This is a genomic window from Caryophanon tenue, assembly GCF_001700315.1.
GTDB lineage: Bacteria > Bacillota > Bacilli > Bacillales_A > Planococcaceae > Caryophanon > Caryophanon tenue.
This window is the reverse complement of record NZ_MASJ01000014.1, coordinates 25,603-49,304: the sequence shown is the minus strand read 5'-3', so window position 1 is coordinate 49,304 and position 23,702 is coordinate 25,603. Positions and strand designations below refer to the sequence as shown.

The following is a 23,702-nucleotide window of genomic DNA, read 5'->3' as shown; positions in this document are numbered from 1 at the left end:
ACAAAAATATGCAAAAGTTTATCGACTATATTCGTGCCAGTGTGATGACAAATTATATGTTAGCGCAGCCGTTGTCATTAGAACGTATTCAGCAGCAATTAGAAGCGCTGTATCCATATGAACATAATAGTATTGCCCATGCAATTGATTGTATGAAGGACGAAATTGTTGGTTAGTAATCGCCGGGCGTTTGTTGAGTGAGGCAAGCATGACGTTCCCCGACGTTCATGTATACATACTTTACTAGCATTCGCCCCAATAAGTTGTATCGAACCGTATTCTATACCCACTTCATCTCGTATTTGCCGACAATGATGGACGTGAAACCCCTTATGAATGATTACGAGCGGAACGAGCAACAAAAAAGGTATGCGTAGCGATGTGCTACGCATACTTTTTTATCGTTTAAAGACCTGCCTGTGTAGCAGCATAGCTTGCATCTGCCTCACTAAAGCATTCATAGATGAGCTGGTCGATTAATCCACTGCGCGAAAATGACGAGTATTCTAAGTAACTTTCCGCCATTAATACAGCCTGTTGTACCCAGTCTACCGATAGCTGATTGACTGCGTTCGTTGCCTGTTGTTCGTTGAAGCCTTCATATACTAGCTGGTCAATTAATCCACTCGGCGAAAATGCACTATAGTCAATATAGCTTTGTGCCATTTTATTTGCTTGCTGCTGCCAATCAACATTGTGCGCATCCACGGCGAATGCGCTATCTGTTTCGCTAAAGCCTTCATACATCAATTGTTCGATTAATCCACTACGTGAAAAAGCGGAATAATTTAAATAGCTTTCAGCTGTTCGAACAGCTTGTTGTTGTTCCATTGTACCAGCTGCTTGCTTCTCAGCTTCAATACGAGCCTGTTCATCTTTTTTCGCTTGCTCCTCAGCTTCAATACGAGCTTGTTCGTCCTTTTTCGCTTGCTCCTCAGCTTCAATTTGAGCTTGCGCTTCTTCAGGAACGGCTGCTACTTCTTCTTGCACTTCCGTTTCAGTAGATAAAACGGGCTCTACAACGGCATCTGTTGTTGTTTCAGAAGTGGGCATCAGCCACACTAGTAGAATAGCAGACAGTAGAAATGGGATACCAAAAAAGCGGAATACCTCTTTTTTGGTTGTATGTTCACCACGCGCCGATGCTCGAAAAAAAACGGAGGACGGTGACACCAGACCAACGACAAATAAAATAAAGAAAACGACTGTTAACAACGATAGCAAAGCAACCATAAGTACAGCTCCTTTAAAATATATTATTTATTAATAGTATAATGGTAGGTGTAAAAATTTGCTAGTAATTGTTAGAGAGAGACTAAATTGAAAATTTAAAGATACCAGAAAATTATTGCATTATAAAAAAACTGTGCTACAATCGAGAACAAGTGAATATCGATTGCAGGATTAAGGTGCATGTGAATGTATAAAAGGGAATTTGGTGAAAATCCAAAACTGTTTCCGCAACTGTGAGTACAGATGAAATGAGCAATGCCACTGGGATAACCGGGAAGGGCTCAAAGTAAAGTGAAGTACAAGTCAGGAGACCTATCTTAATCTTATCGTTCAACTCTCTTCGGAAGCTAGGAGAAAGAATGGCAAAGGTGACATAAGATTAAGTATATTCTTTTTTATCATTATGTTCTTTTACCCGCTCTTTCTTTATAGAAGGAGCGGTTTTTTGTTGTCCTGCTAATCATTCACATGAACTAAGTAAGAGGAGGATTTTCATGAACAAGCGTTTTTTATTGTTACAGTGGCTTGTTGCAGTTGTGCTTGTATTTTCAACAGTATCGCCAACATTGGTACAAGCAAGTGATATCGAGCAGCTAGCTGAGCAAGCAGTAACAGAAACGGAAGTAGTCACAGTAGCGCAAACAGCCGCTGATGATACTGCACTTCCAGCAGAAGAACAGCAACAACAGCCGTCATTTAGTGAGCAAAATGAAACAAACTATGCGGTATTTGACGAGCAACAAAATACGGTAAGTGTACGTGTAGAAGGATATAAAGGACAAATTGTATACGAGCGTGCTCTACCATTAACGGAAGAGATTCAAAATGCAGCACAAGCAACAAAGGCGGCATTAGAAAAACACAATATTCCGTTTACACATTCTGCAACAACGGATTATTTTAATCCGATTAACGGTGAAGCTGAAAAAGCATTAGGTGTTGGTAGCGGGTGGGTGTATGCCGTAAATGGTACATTCCCAGATGTATACGCAAGTGCTACACCAATTCAAGCTGGTGACGTCATTGAGTGGCACTATATTAACGCATTCAATGTTATGCAAAACTTAGAGTACCCAGAATATAATCTAGTGATGTATTCAGGTGCAGATGATGTCGAACAAATTACATTTAATCCAATTATTGATATGCCACAGCGTGTTGTAGAAGGTACAGATGTAACGATTAACGTAAAAGGCATGTATAACACACTGACATATTTTTATACACAAGCGGAAGGGTTTAGTGAACAGACGATTCCGTTAAACGGTGTGAACATTACAGTAGGTGACAACACATACACGACGAATGAGCAAGGAATTGCGACAATTCCAGCAAGTGAGTTAACAACAGGTGACCACGAATTATTGTTCACAAAAGATTTACCAGGTACGTTAAAGTCTGACGAGGGTGACAAAGTTTTAGAAAACTACCCACGTATTTTACGTACATATAAAACGTTAACAGTTGAAGAGAAAAAAGAAGCAACAGTTACAGTAAAAGGTGCAACATCAACAATTGTGCGTGCAACAACGGTTGATATGACCGAGGACCAAAATGCGTTAACGGTGTTAAAAGCGCTACTAACAGCACAAAATATTCCGTTTACTGTAACAGAGTCAAGCTTTGGACCATATATTGAAGCGATTAACGGAGAAGTTGCGGGCACATACAATGGCTGGGACGGCTGGAGCTATAAAGTCAATGGCGAAGCGCCAGATGTAGGGTTAGGCTCTTATACGCTAGAACCAAACGATACATTAGAAGTGTATTACGGCACATACCCAGTATTAGAAACAACAGATGTTGTCGAGACGCAAACTGCAACAATACATATCACATTAAAAGGTGATGAATTTAAAGCAGCAGCGGCAACATTATCGAATTGGTCTGTATCGCAAGGTGTTGTGAAAGCGGTCACGCTAAATGAGGAACGTACAGCAGCAGATGTAACAATTAAATTACGTGACTTGAATGTGACAGAAGAAGCACCTCTAACGATTAACGTAAAAGGAGCGGCCTTATTAGGGAAACAGGCTACTTCATTCACTGTACAAACAGCAGAAACGATTACAGCAGACGTACTTCCGACATATACAGCAGAAGAAGTACGTGAACAAACAATCGCAGCAGCAGCATCTGCAAAAACGTATTTATTGAATAATGCTGAAATCGTATCAAAACGAGCGTCAGGCTCATATAGTGGTTTTTGGATGTATGCAACACTTGTTGCAGCAGGTATTGACCCAGCAACATATGTGTATGACGAAGCAACATCTCCATATACAGAAGGTAGTAGCTGGTTAATACCACTGGATAAAGCGCAAGCAGCAGTAAATGCGAACGCCGGGACAATTTTAGGTGCAACTTATTTAGGGTTAGATCCAACAAATGTGAAAGCACGTAATATCGTTGCAGATTTACTAGCGCAACAACAAGAAAATGGCAGCTTTGGTGCGATTAATAATGAAGCATTTGCACTCCTTGCACTGGATTTAATTGAAGCGCCGTATGATCAAGCGAAACATTTAGAAGCGATGATTGCCTTACAAAATAAAGAGTCAGGCATTTGGGAAGCATGGGGCTCACTTGATTCAACAGGTTGGGCATTAATGGCACTTGCACCACACAAAGAGAATCCAACGGTGAAAGAAGCAATTGATAAAGCTGTAGCAGGTGTACATGCACATTTCACAAACAATGGATACGATAACGCCAATAGCGGAGCAGCAATTATTTCAGGGTTAGCGTCTGTTGGTGAGGATGTATTTAGTACAAAGTGGACAGATTGGGAAGGTAATCAATTAGTTTTACATTTAGTAGAAGATTACCAATTAGAAGATGGTAGTTTTAAGTGGAAAACGACAGATGCCGCATCAAACTTAATGGCAACAGAACAAGCTATTATTGCGATACATGATGCTCTTCAACAATATTCAAGTTTTTCAAAACAAGCATATGACCGTGTGACAGCGCCGGTTGAACCAGAAACACCGGTAACGCCGGAAGTACCGACAGAACCAGAAACACCGGTAACGCCGGAAGTACCGACAGAACCAGAAACACCAGTAACACCGGAAGTACCGACAGAACCAGAAACGCCGGTAACGCCAGCAGAGCAAACAATGTCTGTAAAAGTATCCATTACAGGATTATCACCGATTGTCACAGGCCAAACAATCACCGTGAAAAAAGACGCAACAGCGTTACAAGTGCTGCAACAAGTAGCGGCGGCAAATAATGTTTCACTTCAAGTGCGTGAAACAACATTCGGTCAGTATGTAGAAGGTATTGCAGGCTTAATGGAAATGCAGTACGGGAAAACAAGTGGCTGGACATATCATGTAAATGGTGTGTACCCAGAAAATAGTGCAGACCGTGAAGTATTGTCGGCAGGCGATACGATGGCATGGGTATACGTATATGAAACAACGACTCCGACTGTTCCGACAGTGCCAACACCAGTTGAACCGTCAGAGCCAGAAGTGCCAACAACACCGGAAGAGCCGACAGAACCAGAAACACCAGTAACGCCGGAAGAACCAACAGAACCAGAACAACCGACAGAAGTAGAAGTTCCGTTTACAGATATTAACGGCCTTGCAAGTGCGCCGTATATTGCAGAGCTTTATGCACGTAATATTACAACAGGTACAACCGCAACAACATTCGCACCGACAGCTAGCTTAACACGTTCTCAGTTCGCAGTAATGGTAGCACGTGCATTAGCACTTAAATCGGAAAAAGCTATTCAGTTTGCGGACGTACAAGGGAAATGGTATGCGGATGCGGTGCAAGCATTAGTAGAAGCGGGTATCGTACAGGGAACATCTGCGACAACATTTGAACCTGGCAATACAATTACGCGACAACAAACAGCTGTGATGTTATACCGTGTTTTACAATACGGCGGCTATACAGAAGCAGTGACAACAGCACCCCAGTTTAAGGATGCACACACAATTTCAGCGTATGCACAAACGGCATTCGCAACATTACAACAATTAGGTATTTTAACAGGGAATGAAGCTGGGTTTGCAAATCCACATGAACAATTAACACGTCAGCAAATGGCGAAATTATTAATTTTAACATTACAAGTGATTGAACAATAATCGCTACGTGAAGGGGCAGGACGCTACGTATGTATTGAGTAGCTGTCCGGCTCTTTTGCCATTATGTATAGGAAAGGTGAGTGACGATGAAAAGACTATTTTTAGTAGTAATGATGATGCTTAGTTTTATGCTCGTGCCACAGCCAACACATGCACAGGACGCACTTTGGCAAAATATGTCTGAGCGCTTGCAAACACTTGTGCCAAATCCGCAGTACGGGGATGAATGGATTATTTTAGCGTTAGCGCGTGGTGGGTACGAAAATGATGCGTACTATGCTGCGTATATTCAAGATGTAGCCAAGACGGTTGCGGAGAAAAAAGGGGTACTCCACACATTAAAATATACGGAATATTCTCGTGTTATTTTAGCGCTGAATGCCATTGGCGCAAATCCAGCGAATATTGGTGGTTATAATTTATATGAAATGTTACGCAATGTAGACAATGTGGAGATTCAAGGTGTCAATGGTCCAGTTTTTGCATTATTAGCACTTGATAGTAAGCAATATACACTGACGTCAAACCCACAAATTCGCGAACAATTATTGACACGTATTTTAGCGAATCAATTACCATCAGGTAGTTTTACATTAGATGGTGAAGAAAATAATATCGATATGACAGCGATGACATTACAGGCGCTTGCACCGTATAAAGAACGTCTAGATGTACAACAAAGCATTGCGAATGCATTACGTTATATTGAAGCGGATTTACGAACGATTACGAGTTCAGAAAGTTACGCACAAATTGTCGTTGCACTAGGTGCATTGCAACTACCGTTTGATCAAGCGCCATTTCATACGGTTATACCGTCATTACTATCATTTTACGATGCGAAAACAGGTGGCTTTAAACATCTAAAAACGGATGCCACAGTGAATGGTATGGCAACGGAGCAAGGAGCTTATGCTTATACCGCATATCAGCGCGCATTACAAGGACAAACAAGCTTATATGTTATGACGGATGATACAACGGTTCGACCATTTACAGATACCGTCAATCATTGGGTGAACCCATATGCTCAACAAGCACAACAACAACAATTAATGAATGGCTATACAGACGGTACATTCCGTCCAAACCAAGCATTAACGCGTGTTCAAGCGATATCGATTTTAGTGCGTGCCTTACAGCTACCAGCACCGACAAAACAGCCTGTATTTACCGATATACAACGCTACGCACAAGAAACACAAGTAATGATTCAACAAGCGTACGAAGCGGGCCTCATTCAGTATAATGGGGGGCAATTTAATCCAGCAAAATCGATTACACGTGCGCAGTTAGCGATTATGATGGCGCGTGCTTATACGTACAAAACAACATTATCGATTCCTGAAAGTGTACCAACATTTACAGATATTTCAAACTATCACGCTGAGACGCAGCAAGCGATTGCCTTTTTAGCGAATAACGGTATTGTGAGTAAAGCTCCGACATTTATGCCGGCACAGCCGACAACGCGTGCACATGCAGCAAAAATGTTTGTCCAATTTGTTGGTGTGGTGAACTAGTATGAAGCGAATTCTAGTGATGATAATTTCAGTGCTTTTTTTAAGTGCCTGTCAAATTCAAACAGTGGAGCATTTTGAAGAACAACAACAGCAAACCGAAAAAAGTGTGCAACGTGCAACCGTACAAGCTGAAGTGGAAGAAGAGGCACAAGAGGTTGTGACACAAAGTGAACCAGCCGTTTTAGCAAATGAAGAAGAAACAGCGGTAACGAGCGCAACAGCTCAGTTAGAGAAACAGCCACCTGTAACAGAGGAAGTACAATCAACAACAGCTCAAGCACCAGCGAAGCAACAAGTTGGACAGCAGGAGCAACCGACAGAAACACCACCAGCAACATCGCAACAATCACAACCGGACGCAGTCGTGCCGAATACAAAGCCGAACATGCCGGAGAAGACGACCAATACGGTAACAATTTCAATTGATGCGAAAACATTATTAGACGCGGCACATTATGACAAATTACAGCGTGCGTTACAGAGCGAACAATATGTGCCAAAAGACGGTGTTATTTTAGCGCCAACCCAATATGAAATTGTGCGCGACGGTGAAACCGTTTTTGATATTTTACAACGAGCTGTACGTGAATTTAAGATTCATATGGAAGTTCAAGGAGCAGATGAAAATATATACGATTCGGTTTACATTGAAGGCATTCATCATTTATATGAATTCAGCGCCGGCAATTTAAGCGGTTGGGTATATCAAGTAAATGGTGTCGCACCTAATGTTGGAGCGAGCCAGTATGAAGTCAAGCCTGGTGATGTGATTCGCTGGCGCTATACGGTTGATTTAGGCCGTGACCTAGATGGGGTGGAGTTATGAGCGAATTAAGTACTTATCACCCCTTTGTACTATGTAGCTTCTTTGTTGTGCTACTCGCATGTACGATGTTTTTTATGCATCCTGTGTTACTTGTAATTAGTTTTGTTGCGGCGTTTACATTATTGTGTCGCATAAAGGGGAAGACAGCTTGGAAGCAATTATACTGGATAGTACCAGTGATTTTATTGTCTGCGGTCATTAATCCGATGTTCAGTCATAACGGAGAGCACCCTATTTTATATGTGAATAGTAATGCCATCACACTTGAAGCGATTGCGTATGGTTTTGCGATTGGCACCTTGCTTGCAACGATGATGCTATGGTGTCAAATTTTTCAACTTACAATGACCAGTGATGCATTTTACTATTTATGTAGTAAAGGCTCACCGACATTTGCCCTGTTATTATCGATGACACTACGTTTTGTACCATTATTTAAAATGCAGCTTTTACAAATGATTGCAGCACAGCGCGCGATTGGGCAAGATGTAGCACAAGGGTCGTATATTCGTAGGCTGCGCTTAGCATTTCGTATATTATCGATGATGATTACGTGGGCATTAGAGCAGGCGATTGAAGGCGCAGATGCGATGCGCGCGCGTGGATATGGGGATCAAAAGCGTACGACGTTTTCGATTTATACGATGACGTCACAAGACCGCGCAGCCCTTTATGCACTTGGCACATTTATTGGCTTATTAGTCATCATGACACTGATGGATAGTACCTATTATGCGTATTATCCAACGTTTTCAACGATGCAAGTTGCACCGCTGCATCTCATACTGTATAGCGGCTATGCACTATTCTTTTTTATCCCAGCTTGGCAGGAAGGACGTTTTCAAAAGCAATGGCACATATACAATGTCAGCAAGTAACATTTTGTTACCCAAACGAGCAACCTCTTTTACAAAACATTCATTTTACGGTGGAGCCAGGGCAATGGTTAACAATTGTTGGCGCATCAGGTAGTGGTAAAACAACATTATTAAAATGTTTAAAACCGGAGCTCACGCCTCATGGTACACAAAGCGGTGTGATTACAATTGATGGGCAATCATTACAGACATTAACACCGCAACAGTCCGCGACAATGCTCGGTTTTGTACACCAAAGCCCTGAAACACAAATTGTTACAGACCGTGTATGGCATGAACTGGCATTCGGTTTAGAAAACATTGGCTGTACACAACAAGAAATTCGTAAGCGAGTAGCAGAAGTTGCGCATTATTTCGGCATTCATCGCTATTTTCACGAAGAGACGATGCATTTATCAGGTGGACAAAAACAACTCGTCAACGTAGCCGCTATTTTAGCAATGCACCCAACTGTTCTACTATTAGATGAACCGACTGCACAACTTGACCCGATTGCGGCAAAATCATTTTTACATACAATTAAGCAGCTGCAACAAGAGCTTGGTTTAACCGTGATTATTGTTGAACATCGTTTAGAAGAGGTATTACCATTAAGTGATCGGATTGTCGTATTAGAAGAAGGCAAACAGCTCTACGACGGTACACCGCAAGCACTTGCTGAAGCGGTGACGCCACAATCGCGTTTGTATGAATCATTGCCGATTGCTGCACGTGTGGCGATGTCTCGACAACGTCAAAATATTCCACTAACAATTCAACAAGGACAACGATGGGTGCGTACACAGATTACGGATACAACACGATTTAACGAACAAACATTACCAACGCGAAACCCATTAGTCGAAGCACATGAGCTGAGTTTTCGTTACACACCACAAGCACCATTTATTGTGCGTAATTTTAGCTGTACGATTTATGAAGGTGAATTACTAGCGATTGTAGGTAGTAATGGTTCTGGTAAATCCACAGCGCTTAAATGCATTAGCCATTTACTCATACCGCAACGTGGCACGGTTAAACTTGCTGGGAAGAAGCTGACAAGCTACAAAGCAAATGAGTTGTACACGACATGGTTTGGGATTTTACCACAAAACCCACGGACATTATTTTTACATAAAACCGTGCAACAAGAGCTGTTTGACGGCATCGGAGCGGATAAACATGCGCGCATTCAGCAATATATCGAGCGCTTTTCAATACAACATTGTTTACAGCGCCACCCGTATGATTGTAGCGGTGGTGAACAACAAAAAATTGCCTTGATTAAAATTTTAACGCATGCACCAAAAATTTTATTACTAGATGAGCCAACAAAAGGGTTAGACCCACACATGAAAAAAGAGCTGATAGTGCTACTAAAGGAGCTTCAGCAGCAAGGACAAACAATTGTGCTCGTTAGTCACGATTTAGAGTTTTGTGCAGCTGTTAGCGAACGTTGTGCAATGTTCTTTGATGGTCAACTATTGGCAATACAGGCGCCACGTCCATTTTTTGCGAGCAATCGCTTTTACACGACGGCAGCACATCGCTTAACGTATCCGCATCTTGAAAATGCCATTACATTTGAGGATGTGATGAGCAGATGTTAACAAAGCATCGTATCTTTTCAGTCATTCTTCTTTGCATCGGCGTGCCGCTATTATTATGGATCGGCCTACGTGTTTTAGGCGACCGACAATATTATGTGTTATCTTTCGCCATTCTCGTTGTCGCATTCGTCCCTTTTTTTATACGGCTTGAGCGTAAAAAGCCAAATGCAAGAGAGCTTGTTGTAATTGCGGTTATGTCAGCAATCTCCATTGCGGGTCGGGTATTGTTTATGATGTTACCAGGGTTTAAACCTGTAACCGCACTTACCGCGATTACAGGTTTTGCGCTTGGTGCAGAAGCGGGTTTTTTAACAGGCGCATTAACGGCGTTTGCATCGAATATGTATTTTGGGCAAGGTCCGTGGACCCCGTTTCAAATGCTAACATGGGGCTTAATAGGCTATATTGCAGGTTTATTAGGGAAAACAGGCATCATGCATAAATGGTGGGCACTTGTGTTATTCTCAATTTTTGCGGGCATCTTTTTCTCAGCAGGTATGGATATTTGGACGGCGATGTCAGCAACTGGTTTATTTCAGTGGGAGGCTTTTGTCGCGGCATTAATTACAGCTTTACCATTTACAGGGATTTATATTGTCTCGAACCTCGTGTTTTTACTCGTCTTGTATAAACCGATTACAGAGAAGTTACAACGTATTAAAACGAAATTTGGTTTATTCGAATAGTAATCTTGAGGGAAATTGCGATTTTCCTCAAGTGCACTTTGTAACATATACATGCATTAAAGAGAAAATATGCTCGTTTGATAATTTTTTTCATAAAACCCTTGCCAATTGCGATATTTTCTTATATAATTAAGGAAATAATAAGAACGGCATACAAGATTGAAGAAGTTAACTATTACAAAGCGTAATCGGTAATCTTTCGATACATTTTGTAATAGTTAGCTTTTTTTGTTTCAACACGAGGAAAGCCTATTATTTAATAATTTATTTGGAGGTCATCACTCATGACACAAGGTACAGTAAAATGGTTTAACGCAGAAAAAGGTTTCGGTTTCATCGAAGTTGAAGGCGGAGCAGACGTATTCGCACACTTCTCAGCAATTCAAGGCGACGGTTTCAAAACTTTAGAAGAAGGCCAAAAAGTTGAGTTCGAAATCGAACAAGGCGCTCGTGGTCCTCAAGCTTCTAACATCGTAAAACTTTAATTTTACATTCCAAACACGTTAAGGGTAAATACCCTTAACGTGTTTTTTTCATTTTGTACATAAATAAATGTCAAAAGTCCTATCTTTATACTTTATTATCAGAATGTTCTTATTTCTAGTGAAATAAAAGTACTAATAATAAAGGAGTGAATGTATGAAAAAGATGACAATATTTTGTTTAACCGCTTTCCTCGTGTTATTAATGAGCCAACCGACCAGTGCCAAAACATTTAGTGATGTCCCAGCAAGCCATTCCTTATCAATTGAAATTGAAGCATTAGCAGCAGATGGTGTAATCAGTGGCTATTCAGATGGCACATTTCAGCCAAATAATCCGATTGCTAAAAAGCATATCGCCGCAATGCTTGTACGCGCGTTAGATTTACCGACAACGAATATTAAAAATCCAGGATACGTAGATGTACCGATAACACACCCGTACTATATAGAGATTGCAGCTGGTTATACAGCAGGGTTATTTAGTAAAGCAACTTATTTTAAACCGGAATCAAGTATTTCACGTGCCTTTATGGCGAAATTATTAGCAAGTGGCTTTTCGTTGAAGGCTATTCGAGGAAACGAGCAAGTGTACCAAGATGTGCCAACAACTCATCCATTTTATAACGTCATTCAACTGGTAACGATGAATAATGTTGCGCAAGGGTTTCCAACTGTAAAAGCCGACCAAACAACTTATGCATTTAAACCAAATCAATTGTTAACACGTGCACATTTTTCAGCATTTTTAGCGCGTGCGATGTCATTAAAGAGTGGGGATTACGCGGCAAATCCAGCATTTAAATATTATTATGAAGATGAGACAAGTCGTTACCGTATGCAGTTTAAGACACGACAATTAGGTAGTGAGGAAACGATAGATACGTGGCAATTTTTAGATGAATTACAGCCAAATCAAACTTTTGATTTTATCTATATTAATAGTGCAAGCCGCTGGGTAGGTGATATTGAAGCTGGGGATGTCATGACACATGCAGCTAAGCCATTCACACTCGGTACGAAATATGATACACGCCCGTTATTTAAGACGAACCCAGAACAGTATTTATTTGCATCACGTCAGCGTATACTTGATACGGATGCAACGATCACACTTGCAGGAAAACGTTATACAAATGTCGTTATCATTGAAGATACGTACGCAATTGGTTCAACGGTAATCACGTATATTGCGCCAGATTGTGGTGTGATTGCGTATGGGGATGAACAACAAATTAATTACTGGTTAGATGAACGGATTGCGATGCCAAAGTAATAAGACGAAAATGAGAGAGACAAAAAATATCCTTCAGCAACGGCAACTGCTGAAGGATATTTTTTGTTTTTGGTGCTCCTGCACATAGCGGACGCGTTTCTCTAATATATTGTTGGATGCATGATAGAAATAGTTGTTAGCAGAACATGTAATATACGATGCAAAATCTTCTCAACAATTACGTTATGTCCCATGTTCTTTTATTCGGAGGCTTTTAATTGCATACGTATTAAATAAATTGCGCCAATGATGGACGGAAGTAAAATAAAGCCAAGTAATGTACCAAACACCCACATATTAATACTAGATGTATTTTTCAGCGCACTCATCATTAATGAAATCGTTGTATAGCTAAGCAATAGCATCGTCGTATTTTTAATAATGTGTACGACATATTGAATGACGTCTGCTAACTTAGCGGGCACTTCATCTTCCATTGTCATAAAGCGATAAATTGTTGGTGTCGTTTCTAAATAATGAAAAAGTCCGTATAATGCCGCAGCAATTGTCGGGATTAGAAAAAGGGCATAGCGCGAGCCATATCCATCGAACTCTCCAATGGTATTAAAGTGAACTGGAACTGCTATTGGTAACGTTGACCAATGAACAAGTATATATAAAACAGCAAGTGCTACAGATGTGATACCGAGACTATTAAAAAGCCATTGCCACCACTTTTTTTTGAATGACCAAGCTATATGTTTTTGCATAACACATCACCTCGTCTCTATTATACGACGATTTTTAGAGAAATGGCATGGATTTATTATGCGAAAATACAATTTATTGTGCCGCTACAAATGGTGGGAGCGGGTCATCGAATGTTGCCCAATCTTGGCTTAATTCTTCATCTGTGAGTAGACAGGCATCAAGAGCTGCACAAATAGCATGCTGATCCATATCAATACCGATAAAAACGAGCTCATTTCCTTTGTCCCCATATTGCGCATGCCATCGTTGGCGTAAGCTACTATCTTGTGCAAATGCCATTTCTTGTTGGCGCTTTGGTAAATCAGCTACCCATTGACCAGCCGCTTGAAATTGCAGCGAAGGACCCGCTTGCGATAATAATCCAGCTAAATCACGTCCAGCAAGCCAGAAAAATCCTTTCGCACGTGTGATTTCACCTGGAAATGCCGTTAACCAATCGTACCAACGCTGTGGGTGAAAGGGGCGCTGACGACGATAAACAAAGGAACTAATACCGTATTCTTCTGTTTCAGGAACATGTTCATTATTTAATTCTTTTAACCAACCTGCGCTCATACTGGCCTTTTCAAAATCAAATACATGTCGATTAAGCAATGTTTCAATCGGCACTTGCCCATAAGAAGCTTCATGAATTTCAGCATCAGGGTTTAACGTATGTAAAAGTGCTTTTAGTGCCTCTGCGTAGTCACGGGGAACGGCATCACATTTTGATACAATTAAAATATTTGCAAATTCAATTTGGTCAATGAGTAAATCTGACACATCACGTACATCATGTTCATCGTCCGTTTGTGCACGTTCTAGCAGTGTTTCACCACTTTCATAATCTTCCATAAAACGTGCAGCATCAACGACTGTAATCATTGCATCGACATAGCTACGTTCAGTTATTGAGACGGGGAGCGTGTCATCTTCAATTGTTAACGTTTGCGCAACCGGTAATGGCTCAGAAATGCCTGTCGATTCAATAATAATGCCATCAAGTGTACCGCGTTCAAGAAGGGAATGAACACCTAGTAGTAAGTCTTCACGTAATGTACAGCAAATGCAGCCGTTCGTAAGTTCTATAAAAGATTCTTCAGTACGCATAAAGCCACTATTCGCAATTAATTGTGCATCAATATTAATTTCACTCATATCATTCACAATAATAGCTAAGCGTCGACCATCGCGATTTTGTAGCAATGCGTTTAATAATGTTGTTTTTCCAGCACCTAAGTAACCACTTAGTACTGTAATGGGTGTTTTGTTGTCATAAATAAGCCACCTTCTCAAAATATAAATCGTAATATTTACGCTTTGAAATGTAACACGAATGAAAAGTGCTTGTCAACACAAATCGTAATAGTTACTATTTAAAATATTTTATCCGACTTTATATTTTATAAATGAAAAAAGTAGTTTCTAACCAAGGAGCTCTTTTTCTAAAAACTTTCACATATATATAACAAAATCTACATAAAAAAGGACAAAAAAACCCGCTCGATTACTTGCCGGCAAAAACAAGTAATCGAGCGGGTTATAGGCAATTTATCAAAAATTAGTGAGAAATATCTTGTACAGAAATACCTGTGTTCGCTTTTACATCGACTTCACGGAATTTCTTTTCTTCATCAGCAGATTGTTTACCGCCAATTAATGAACCAATATAACCACCTAAGAAGCCAAGTGGTACAGAGACTAAGGCTGGGTTACCTAATGGGAAGATAGCTTCACCAACTAAGATTGCTGCACCTTCTACTGGATTCCAAACATTTGGTGATAATGCTACAAGAACTAATGCTGAAATTAAACCTGTTAACATCGCTGTAATCGCACCAGTTGAGTTGAACTTTTTCCAGTAAATTGTGTAAATAATTACTGGTAAGTTTGCCGAAGCCGCAATACAGAATGCTAATGATACTAAGAACGCTACGTTTAATGTTTGCGCACCTAATGCTAATAAGATAGAAATAACAGAGATTGTGATTGAACCGATACGAGCAGCCATTACTTGCTCTTTCTCAGTAATATTTCCTTTTTTCACGATTTCTGCGTAAATATCATGTGATAGGGCAGAGGCACCTGATAATACAAGACCAGCTACTACTGCTAAGATTGTCGCAAATGCTACCGCACATACGAATGAGAATAAAATGTCGCCACCAAGTACTTCAGCAAGTAATGGAGCCGCCATGTTACCAGCTGGGTTCGCTGCTACAATTGCATCTGTTCCGACGAATGCTGCTGCACCGAAGCCTAAGAAGATTGTTAGCACGTAGAAAATACCTACAAGCCATGTTGCCCAAATTACTGAAGAACGAGCAGTTTTAGCATCTTTTACTGTGAAGAAGCGCATTAAGATATGTGGTAATCCTGCTGTACCAAGTACTAAGGCAATCATCATTGAGATTGTGTCTAACCCATTTGTATAACGAAGACCTGGATTTAAGTAGGCTGCACCGTGTTCAGTAACAGTCGCCATTTCTTTGAACATTGTGAAAATGTTAAAGTCGAATTTTGCTAATACTAAGAATGAAATAATTAATGTACCAATCATTAAAAGACCTGCTTTGATGATTTGTACCCAAGATGTTGCTGTCATACCACCGAATAATACGTAAGTTGTCATCATGACACCTACTAATAAAACTGAAATCCAGTAGTCAATGCCTAATAATAATTGAATAAGTGCGCCTGCACCTACTAATTGAGCAATCATATAGAATAATACGATTGTAATTGTAGAAAGTGCTGCCGTACCACGAACTTTTGGTGTGTTAAAACGAGCAGTAATCATATCTGCTAATGTGAACTTACCAAGGTTACGTAATGGCTCGGCTACGATATAAAGTACAACTAAGTAGGCTACTAAGTAACCAATTGAGAAGAAGAATCCATCGAACCCAAACAATGCGATAGACCCGGCAATCCCTAAGAATGAAGCGGCTGATAAGTAATCACCAGCAATGGCTAAACCATTTTGCCACCCTGTTAAACCACCACCAGCTGTATAGAAGTCTGAAGCGGATGATGTACGTCTAGACGCCCACCATGTAACGACTAGTGTTGAACCTACAATTAAAACGAAGAACAAGACCGCTGTAATCGAAATATCATTCATTAACGAGCACCTCCATTTGTTACATACTCATCAATGATTGCTTGCGCTTCTCTATCGAAGCTATTTGCTTTTGCCACGTATAAGTGACATAAGCTCCATGTCATAATGAATAGACCAGCTGCGTAGATCCAAACCCAAGAGATTCCCCCGAATGCCTCTTGGTGTAGCAGATCTGTGTAAGACGTTAAAATTGGCAATAACATGTACGCAATTAAGAAAATTGCTGTAATTGTCCAAAGGAAGCCTTTTTTACGTTTTACTAAATCTTTGAACGATTGTTGTGCTGCGATTTTATCGTAATCTACGATGTCATGCTTCACTTGTGCCATCATTCATCCACCCCTTTGTGATTTAAAATTTTCTGCTTTATGTTGCATAATTTCTGTAACATGTTAGCTACAATTTCATCTTATGATAACGTTCACAAAATTGCAATAAAATTATTTTAAAAATTTGAAAGAGAAAGCGATTTCTAGTAGAAAAAAAGCGTATTAACAAGATAAAATAAGGTTTCTACTGTTTTTGTGGTTGAAAGGGATTACACATAGACGGCAATTATTTTGTTTTAATCTATTTCTTTTAATTGAATTCGTGTAACATGGTGAAATATGAAAAAAACAAGGAGAGATTGGATGAAATATATTGTATTTGATTTTGATGGAACGCTTGTTGATTCAACAAAAGCGCTCGTTCATGCGTGGAATGTAGCAGCGAAAAAATTTCATTTTACACCGCTTCGTTTAGAGGATGTACCATCACTTTTAAAATATACGATTAAAGAACGTGCAGCGATGTATAATTTCCCATTGTTCAAACTACCAATTATTATGCCAGGCATTTATAAAATATATCGTGAACAGATGGCGCTTGTGACCGTAAAAGAAGGCGTACGTGAGACCATAGAGCACTTTATTCATGAAGGCTATCAGGTTGCCGTGATTTCGAGTAATAAACGTACAAATATCGAAGCATTTTTCAAGCAGCATCATATAGAAGGAATTGAAGAAATTTTAACATCTAGTAAGATTTTTGGGAAGGATAGCATGTTGAAAAAGTTTATGAAAGAGCAAAACATCCCTACACAAAGTATGTTGTATATTGGCGATGAAATGCGAGATATTGAGGCGTGTCATAAAGTGAATGTGCCAGTAGTTGCACTAAGTTGGGGCTACGATGCAGAGCCGTTATTAGTAGCCGCGAAGCCAACGTATTTAATTAAGCACATCGATGACTTGCCACAAATTGTTGCGCAGCACTTTCAAATGAATTGATGGAGTCGATAAAGCGGTGACTTCAGTAAGGCTAGCAATGCTGTTCTGCGATAAAGTATACGCAGGAGCTTTTAAAGATGTTAAATCGGCACATCTACTTTACCTGTGAAAAGGCGTCCGTTATGTGGTTTAACAAAAATATCCTTCAGCCGTTGTAATGGCTGAAGGATATTTCTTTTTGTAATGACTTAGTGAGATACGTCTTGTACTGCAATACCTGTGTTTGCTTTTACTCGAATCTCTTTGTAAATCTTTTCAGCTTCTGCTTGGTTGACTTTCTTCGCACCAATTACAGAACCTAACCAACCTGCGAAGAAGCCAAGTGGAATTGTAATAATTGCTGGTACTGCTAAGTTTACAAGTGGGTCACCTACAAAAATAGCGTTACCTGTTGGGCTCCAAATATTTGGACCCATTGCCCCTAAAATTAAGCATGATACTAAACCAGTTGTCATTGCTGTAACTGCACCAGTTGAGTTGAACTTTTTCCAGTAAATTGTATAAATGATTACTGGTAAGTTTGCTGAAGCACCGATACAGAATGCAAATGATACTAAGAATGATACGTTTAAGCTTTGAGCGCCTAATGCTAAGAAAATCGAGATAACTGCGATTGAAATTGAACCGATACGTGCAGCTAATACTTGTTGTTTCTCTGTTAATTGACCATCTTTAATAATTTCACCGTAAATATCATGTGAAATCGCTGAAGCACCTGTTAATACTAAACCAGATACTACTGCTAAAATTGTCGCGAACGCTACTGCACCGATGAACGATAACATAATGTTCCCACCTAAATATTCTGCAAGTAGTGGGGCAGCTGTGTTACCAGCAGCACTTTCTGCGATAATTTGGTCGATACCTACGAAGTGCATAGCACCGAACCCTAAGAAAATTGTTAATGAGAAGAAAATCGCTGTAATCCAAGTTGTCCAAGAAATTGAAGAACGAGCTGTTTTTGCATCTTTTACTGTGAAGAAACGCATTAAAATATGTGGTAAACCAGATGTACCAAGTACTAATGCCATCATCATTGAAACTGAATCAAGTGTTGACGTATACTTTTGACCAGGTACTAAATATTCTTCACCATGATCTTGTGCGATTGTATCGAACATTGTCATTAAGTTGAAGTCAAACTTCATAAATACTAATACGGCTAACATACCCGTACCGAATAGTAAAAGACCTGCTTTAATAATTTGAACCCAAGATGTTGCTGTCATACCACCGAATAATACATAGGTTGTCATCATAACTCCTACGATTAAAACCGCTAACCAGTACTCGATACCGAATAATAATTTAATAAGTGCGCCTGCGCCTACTAATTGAGCAATCATGTATAAAATAACGATTGTAATTGTGCTTGCTGCTGCTACACCACGAATACGTTTTTCATTAAAACGTGCTGTTAACATATCTGCTAATGTGAAACGTCCTAAGTTACGCATTGGTTCTGCGATAATATATAAAAGAACTAAGTTTGCTACTACATAACCTACTGAGAAGAAGAAACCATCAAAACCTGTTAAAGCGATAGCACCGGATACCCCTAAAAACGCTGCTGCTGATAAATAGTCACCAGCAATCGCAAATCCGTTTTGCCACCCTTTTAGTCCACCACCAGCTGTATAGAAGTCAGATGCTGACGATGTTTTTTTGGCCGCGATATACGTGACAATTAATGTTAAACCTACAATCCCTACGAAAAAGCCAACTGTTACTAAATCCATCTTATTTACCCCCTTGCTGGAACTCCGCTATTACTTTTGCGGCTTCTGCATCGAATTGTGACGCTTTGCGAATATATACTGTACAAAGCACAATTGTCATTAAGAATAATGCTGCACTATAAATCCATACACCTGTAATGTTGCCGATCCATTTTTGTTGTAGTACAGACGTGAATGCGAGTATAGGAAGCAGAATATAAAATGTTAAAAATGCCCCTGCGATGCTGAAAAGAAACGTATTTTTCTTCTTAACAAAATGGTTAAATGACTCCATTTTGTCGATTGCATCATAGTTGATCGTTTCCACTGGTTTGTTTGCCATGAAAATTCCCCCTTATGTAAAATAAATCTGTGTAACACCTTGAAATTTCTACGTTATCTCTAGGTATGAAATTTATTTTAGAAGGAATTTAGCTATAATGCAATACTAATTTTCAGACTCATCTGAAAACACTTACATGAATACAGATGTTTAAATTAGCTATTTTAGACGCATTTTTACGGTTTTATGAAAAAAGTTCGAAATCCGAATAATAGCACGTGTGAAATAATATCAAAACAACTTTGAGGAGTTTATTGACAAAAAACCTTCTTAAAGTAGTTATTTTGTGTGGGATTTTTTAATAACATATGATATACATGTAGTAAAAGTTGGATGTTATTTTGTACTAGTACAGAAGATGAGGGAGCGGAAATATTCCACATTAAAAAGGGGGTTTTCTTTTAAAATAAAACAATTTTATGTACTTGGAGGCCTTTATTTTCTGTTTTATGTGTTTTGACGGCGGAGATAGACTGTTTAAAGGTGAATTTCCGCTAATTCAAGGTTTAATTTTACATGGAATACAATAAAAAAAGCGAGAAGCATCGGATAGGCCAATCTATCCGATGCTTCTCGCGTAAATACGATTTCTCATTTTTACAATATGTGTATTATATTTTTGTCAAATACAGTATATAAAAAAGCCCTTTTGTTGTGCAATTCATCTTCATGACGAGTATGTTACAAAAACAGCGCCAATGTTAGCATATGCAGGTATTATTATTTTTCTTAATCATTCTAAAAATTTTCATAATAACAAAATGTTACAATGAAAACAAAAGGAGGGATAGATAAAATGAAAAACGTGATAGATTGGATCCAACAAGCAACATCTATTGTTGTGTTAACAGGTGCGGGCATGTCGACAGAAAGTGGGATTCCTGATTTTCGTTCAAAAGAAGGGAGATGGCAACAAGTCAACCCATTAACTGTTGCTACGGTAGAAGCTTTAAAGTCAAATTATGCGTTATTTCAATCATTTTATAGAGCAAGAATACAAGCATTAGTGGATGTCACACCGCATAATGGCTATTATATTTTAGCAAAATGGCAACAACAAAAAAGAGTTACGCATATTGCGACACAAAATGTCGATCGTTTACACCAAAAAGCAGGTGCAACGCATGTATCAGAACTCCATGGCAATATTGAAACAACACGTTGCCAATCTTGTGGGAAGCAGTATGACGATGCGACACGCTTTTTAAACGAAGCTCGATGTACATGCGGTGGAGCATTACGTCCGAATGTTGTACTCTTTGGTGAGTACTTACCAGAAGAAGCTTGGGAGAAAACGATACAAGCCATTCGTCATGCAGATATCGTCTTTGTGATTGGAACAAGTTTAAGCGTCTATCCCGTTAACCAACTGCCAAGTATGACAACAGGTAAACTAATTTATATTAATTTAGAGCCAGCCTCGAACGACCAGCAATTTGATGCTACGTTTTACGGGAAAGCTGGTGAAATTTTAGCGCAACTAGACGAACTCTTACTATAGAAGGAAGAACTAAATGCCTTTACAACTTGAAACAAAAAGATTATTATTTCAACGCTATACGGTTCGTGACTTGCCGTTTATTGAAGAGCTTGTTACGAACGCAGCTGTTATGGCGACAATTGGGACTGGTTTGCCACAAGATAAGCAGTACGCACAACAGTTTTTAGCACGTATGCAGCAACAATATACGAATTTTGACGAATACGGCTTGCATGCCCTTGTCGAAAAAGAAAGTGGTGCTTATATAGGACATGCAGGATTCGTTGCACAGCTAATTGATGATTGCTTTGAAATTGAGCTTGGCTATTGGATACATCCGCGTTATTGGCAACAAGGCTATGCTTCTGAGGCGACAGCCGCACTTGTACAATATGCAGTAGAAGAATGGGAGATTGAGCGCTTTGTATCGCAAATTACGGCGCATAACATCGCTTCCATGCGCATTGCGGAGAAAAATGGGCTCCACTATGAAAAAACAATTGTATCTGACGGTAAAACAACATACTTGTATGTATATGAAATAGAGGTACATACACCCTAAGTTTTTCGCCACATTTTCGCCACAAATGTATAAAAATGAAACGACTGCATTTTCTACAAAAAAATTGGAAGATTAACAGAAAATAAGTATGAAATGAAAGATGATAGCGAAAATAAGTACAAAACAGAAAAAATAAGATAAAAACATAGAATTCAGAAAATTTTTATTGTTAGATTTTTCGAAGACACTCTTTATAATAAACAAGTTATAGGAGGTGTTTGACATGGAAAAGAAACAAAAAAAATCTTTTATTGACCGTTTTTTAAACGGTGTAGAGGTAGCCGGTAATAAGCTCCCAGACCCAATTACAATTTTCGCAATATTGGCGGGACTTGTATTAATTGCCTCATTTATTTTTAATAAAATGGGCTTAACGGCTAAAAGTCCAGCAACAGGTGACACATTAGAAGTTGTCAACTTGCTGTCTAAAGAAGGCTTGCATCAAATTTTAACGAATATGGTGTCAAACTTCACAGGCTTCGCGCCACTAGGTATCGTGATTGTCGCAATGATTGGTATCGGTGTAGCTGAGCATAGTGGATTAATTACAGCACTAATGAAGAAAACGGTGTTAAGCGCGCCAAAAAACTTAATCGTGCCTGTATTAATTTTTACAGCGATTTTTGGTAGTATCGCAACAGACGCTGCGTACATCATCTTACCACCAATCGCTGCGATGATTTTCTTATCAGTAGGACGTCACCCATTAGTTGGTATGGTTGCAGCATACGCGGCAATTGCTGGTGGATTTAGTGCGAATATTTTAATTACGTCACTAGATGTTTTATTAGTAGGGATCACACAAGAAGCGGCGAACATGGTAGACCCGAATTATACAGGTCTTGCAACAATGAACTACTACTTCATGGCTGTATCGACAGTGTTATTAATTATTGTTGCAACATGGGTAACCGTAAAAGTGGTTGAGCCACGTTTTGGTAAATACGAAGGTGTACAAGAAACTTTAGAAAAAGTAACACCACTTGAAGTAAAAGGTTTACGTTGGGCTGGTATTACAGCACTTGTATACATTGCTATTATCGTTGCAATGGTTGGACCAGAAAACGGTATTTTACGCGGTGAAAATGGTGCGTTCTTACAATCACCATTTATGTCGGGTATCGTACCATTAATGTTATTCCTATTCTTAATTCCAGGAATTGCTTATGGTGTGGTCGTTGGCACAATTAAATCAGACCGTGATGTAGCAGGTATGATGTTTAAAGCGATGTCAGATTTATCATCATTCATCGTATTAGCATTCGTAGCTGCACAAATGATTGCATTCTTTAGCTGGAGTAACATCGGTTCAATTTTAGCAATTAAAGGTGCTGAAGCATTACAAGCATTAGAATTAAATGGTGTCACAATGTTTATCGGCTTCATCTTTATCGTTGCAACGGTGAACTTATTAATGGCATCTGCATCAGCGAAATGGGTATTACTTGCACCAATTTTCGTACCGATGTTTATGTATTTAGGTTACTCACCAGCCGTTACACAAATGGCATATCGTGTGGGTGACTCAATTACAAACCCAATCACACCGTTATTAGCGTACTTCGCAATGTTATTAGCATTCGCGAAAAAATACGATAAAAACATTAAAATGGGGACACTAATTTCTGCATTAATCCCATATTCAATTTTCTTTGCCATTATGTGGATTATTTTATTCGCTGTTTGGTTACTTCTTGGTTTACCAATGGGGCCTGGCGAAACAATTGAGTTTAAATTATAAACGAATAAAGAGTTTGGGATAAAAACCGAAAAAGAAGCAAACTGACATCTGTCGGTTTGCTTCTTTTTTAATCATGACGGTATCTGTTTCAACTGACATGGCTCAAGCTGTGTAGCGTCTCGCAGGCGTTGCCACTATCGTTAACGATAGATTCCCCCTTTTAGGCTA

General features: G+C 39.5%; 20 protein-coding genes and 1 riboswitch. Of the genes, 13 read left to right on the top strand and 7 right to left on the bottom strand.

All coding sequences use genetic code 11. From position 1 onward, the window contains the following. The first annotated feature begins 8 nt into the window (after positions 1 to 8). Positions 9 to 176, top strand: coding sequence for a hypothetical protein (locus tag A6M13_RS16295; RefSeq protein WP_169817425.1), 168 nt, complete (start codon positions 9 to 11; stop codon positions 174 to 176). Positions 177 to 405: 229 nt separating this feature from the next. On the opposite strand, the gene A6M13_RS08435 is transcribed toward A6M13_RS16295, so the two are convergent. Next, positions 406 to 1,233: an Ltp family lipoprotein gene (locus A6M13_RS08435; RefSeq protein ID WP_066544947.1), complete on the bottom strand. Its 828-nt coding sequence runs from the start codon at positions 1,231 to 1,233 to the stop codon at positions 406 to 408. A 157-nt stretch (positions 1,234 to 1,390) separates the two neighbouring features. Then, positions 1,391 to 1,567, top strand: a riboswitch (cobalamin riboswitch). A gap of 160 nt (positions 1,568 to 1,727) precedes the next feature. Between A6M13_RS08435 and A6M13_RS16445 the strand changes: the two genes are divergently transcribed. The 8 genes from A6M13_RS16445 (at position 1,728) to A6M13_RS08395 (ending at position 12,605) form a co-directional block, all read left to right on the top strand. Continuing rightward, a complete protein-coding gene (locus A6M13_RS16445) occupies positions 1,728 to 5,345 on the top strand; it encodes a DUF4430 domain-containing protein (protein ID WP_066544946.1) in 3,618 nt (1,205 codons plus the stop codon). An 86-nt stretch (positions 5,346 to 5,431) separates the two neighbouring features. Beyond that, on the top strand, positions 5,432 to 6,868 hold the full coding sequence (locus A6M13_RS08425) for an S-layer homology domain-containing protein (protein ID WP_066544943.1): 1,437 nt from the start codon (positions 5,432 to 5,434) through the stop codon (positions 6,866 to 6,868). Between the two features lies 1 nt (position 6,869). After that, positions 6,870 to 7,694 (top strand): DUF4430 domain-containing protein, encoded by an 825-nt coding sequence (locus A6M13_RS16440; RefSeq protein ID WP_066544941.1) that lies wholly within the window; start codon positions 6,870 to 6,872, stop codon positions 7,692 to 7,694. Then, on the top strand, positions 7,691 to 8,572 hold the full coding sequence (locus tag A6M13_RS08415) for an energy-coupling factor transporter transmembrane component T family protein (protein WP_066544939.1): 882 nt from the start codon (positions 7,691 to 7,693) through the stop codon (positions 8,570 to 8,572). Before A6M13_RS16440 ends, A6M13_RS08415 begins: the two co-directional genes overlap by 4 nt. Further along, entirely contained in the window at positions 8,545 to 10,161 is a 1,617-nt protein-coding gene (locus tag A6M13_RS08410) for an ABC transporter ATP-binding protein (protein ID WP_066544937.1), read from the top strand. The genes A6M13_RS08415 and A6M13_RS08410 overlap by 28 nt, the downstream gene beginning before the upstream one ends. Beyond that, positions 10,155 to 10,847: an ECF transporter S component gene (locus tag A6M13_RS08405; RefSeq protein ID WP_066544935.1), complete on the top strand. Its 693-nt coding sequence runs from the start codon at positions 10,155 to 10,157 to the stop codon at positions 10,845 to 10,847. Before A6M13_RS08410 ends, A6M13_RS08405 begins: the two co-directional genes overlap by 7 nt. 284 nt (positions 10,848 to 11,131) lie before the next feature. Continuing rightward, positions 11,132 to 11,332, top strand: coding sequence for a cold-shock protein (locus tag A6M13_RS08400; RefSeq protein WP_066464059.1), 201 nt, complete (start codon positions 11,132 to 11,134; stop codon positions 11,330 to 11,332). Positions 11,333 to 11,486: 154 nt separating this feature from the next. Then, a complete protein-coding gene (locus A6M13_RS08395) occupies positions 11,487 to 12,605 on the top strand; it encodes an S-layer homology domain-containing protein (protein WP_066544932.1) in 1,119 nt (372 codons plus the stop codon). Between the two features lie 200 nt (positions 12,606 to 12,805). Here the strand turns inward: A6M13_RS08395 and A6M13_RS08390 are convergent, their stop codons facing one another. From A6M13_RS08390 to A6M13_RS08375, 4 genes are all read right to left on the bottom strand, one after another. Continuing rightward, positions 12,806 to 13,315 (bottom strand): DUF1648 domain-containing protein, encoded by a 510-nt coding sequence (locus tag A6M13_RS08390; RefSeq protein ID WP_066544931.1) that lies wholly within the window; start codon positions 13,313 to 13,315, stop codon positions 12,806 to 12,808. Positions 13,316 to 13,388: 73 nt separating this feature from the next. Continuing rightward, on the bottom strand, positions 13,389 to 14,591 hold the full coding sequence (locus tag A6M13_RS08385) for a GTP-binding protein (RefSeq protein WP_245669271.1): 1,203 nt from the start codon (positions 14,589 to 14,591) through the stop codon (positions 13,389 to 13,391). Between the two features lie 265 nt (positions 14,592 to 14,856). Further along, a complete protein-coding gene (locus A6M13_RS08380; RefSeq protein WP_425393917.1) occupies positions 14,857 to 16,419 on the bottom strand; it encodes a solute symporter family protein in 1,563 nt (520 codons plus the stop codon). Continuing rightward, positions 16,419 to 16,751, bottom strand: a complete 333-nt coding sequence (locus A6M13_RS08375; protein ID WP_425393916.1) for a DUF485 domain-containing protein — start codon at positions 16,749 to 16,751, stop codon at positions 16,419 to 16,421. Before A6M13_RS08375 ends, A6M13_RS08380 begins: the two co-directional genes overlap by 1 nt. Positions 16,752 to 17,051: 300 nt before the next feature. Between A6M13_RS08375 and A6M13_RS08370 the strand changes: the two genes are divergently transcribed. Continuing rightward, positions 17,052 to 17,690 carry an HAD hydrolase-like protein gene (locus A6M13_RS08370; protein ID WP_066544928.1) on the top strand — a complete coding sequence of 213 codons (639 nt, stop codon included), beginning with the start codon at positions 17,052 to 17,054 and terminating at the stop codon, positions 17,688 to 17,690. Between the two features lie 188 nt (positions 17,691 to 17,878). On the opposite strand, the gene A6M13_RS08365 is transcribed toward A6M13_RS08370, so the two are convergent. Both A6M13_RS08365 and A6M13_RS08360 read right to left on the bottom strand, forming a co-directional pair. After that, positions 17,879 to 19,429: a solute symporter family protein gene (locus A6M13_RS08365; RefSeq protein WP_066544927.1), complete on the bottom strand. Its 1,551-nt coding sequence runs from the start codon at positions 19,427 to 19,429 to the stop codon at positions 17,879 to 17,881. Position 19,430: 1 nt separating this feature from the next. Continuing rightward, on the bottom strand, positions 19,431 to 19,751 hold the full coding sequence (locus tag A6M13_RS08360) for a DUF485 domain-containing protein (RefSeq protein WP_066544924.1): 321 nt from the start codon (positions 19,749 to 19,751) through the stop codon (positions 19,431 to 19,433). A gap of 796 nt (positions 19,752 to 20,547) precedes the next feature. Between A6M13_RS08360 and A6M13_RS08355 the strand changes: the two genes are divergently transcribed. The 3 genes from A6M13_RS08355 (at position 20,548) to A6M13_RS08345 (ending at position 23,534) form a co-directional block, all read left to right on the top strand. Beyond that, a complete protein-coding gene (locus A6M13_RS08355) occupies positions 20,548 to 21,252 on the top strand; it encodes an SIR2 family NAD-dependent protein deacylase (protein ID WP_066544920.1) in 705 nt (234 codons plus the stop codon). A 13-nt stretch (positions 21,253 to 21,265) separates the two neighbouring features. Continuing rightward, on the top strand, positions 21,266 to 21,793 hold the full coding sequence (locus tag A6M13_RS08350; protein WP_066544919.1) for a GNAT family N-acetyltransferase: 528 nt from the start codon (positions 21,266 to 21,268) through the stop codon (positions 21,791 to 21,793). Between the two features lie 223 nt (positions 21,794 to 22,016). After that, complete coding sequence (locus tag A6M13_RS08345; RefSeq protein WP_066544918.1) at positions 22,017 to 23,534, top strand: AbgT family transporter; 1,518 nt, start codon at positions 22,017 to 22,019, stop codon at positions 23,532 to 23,534. Positions 23,535 to 23,702: the final 168 nt, after the last annotated feature.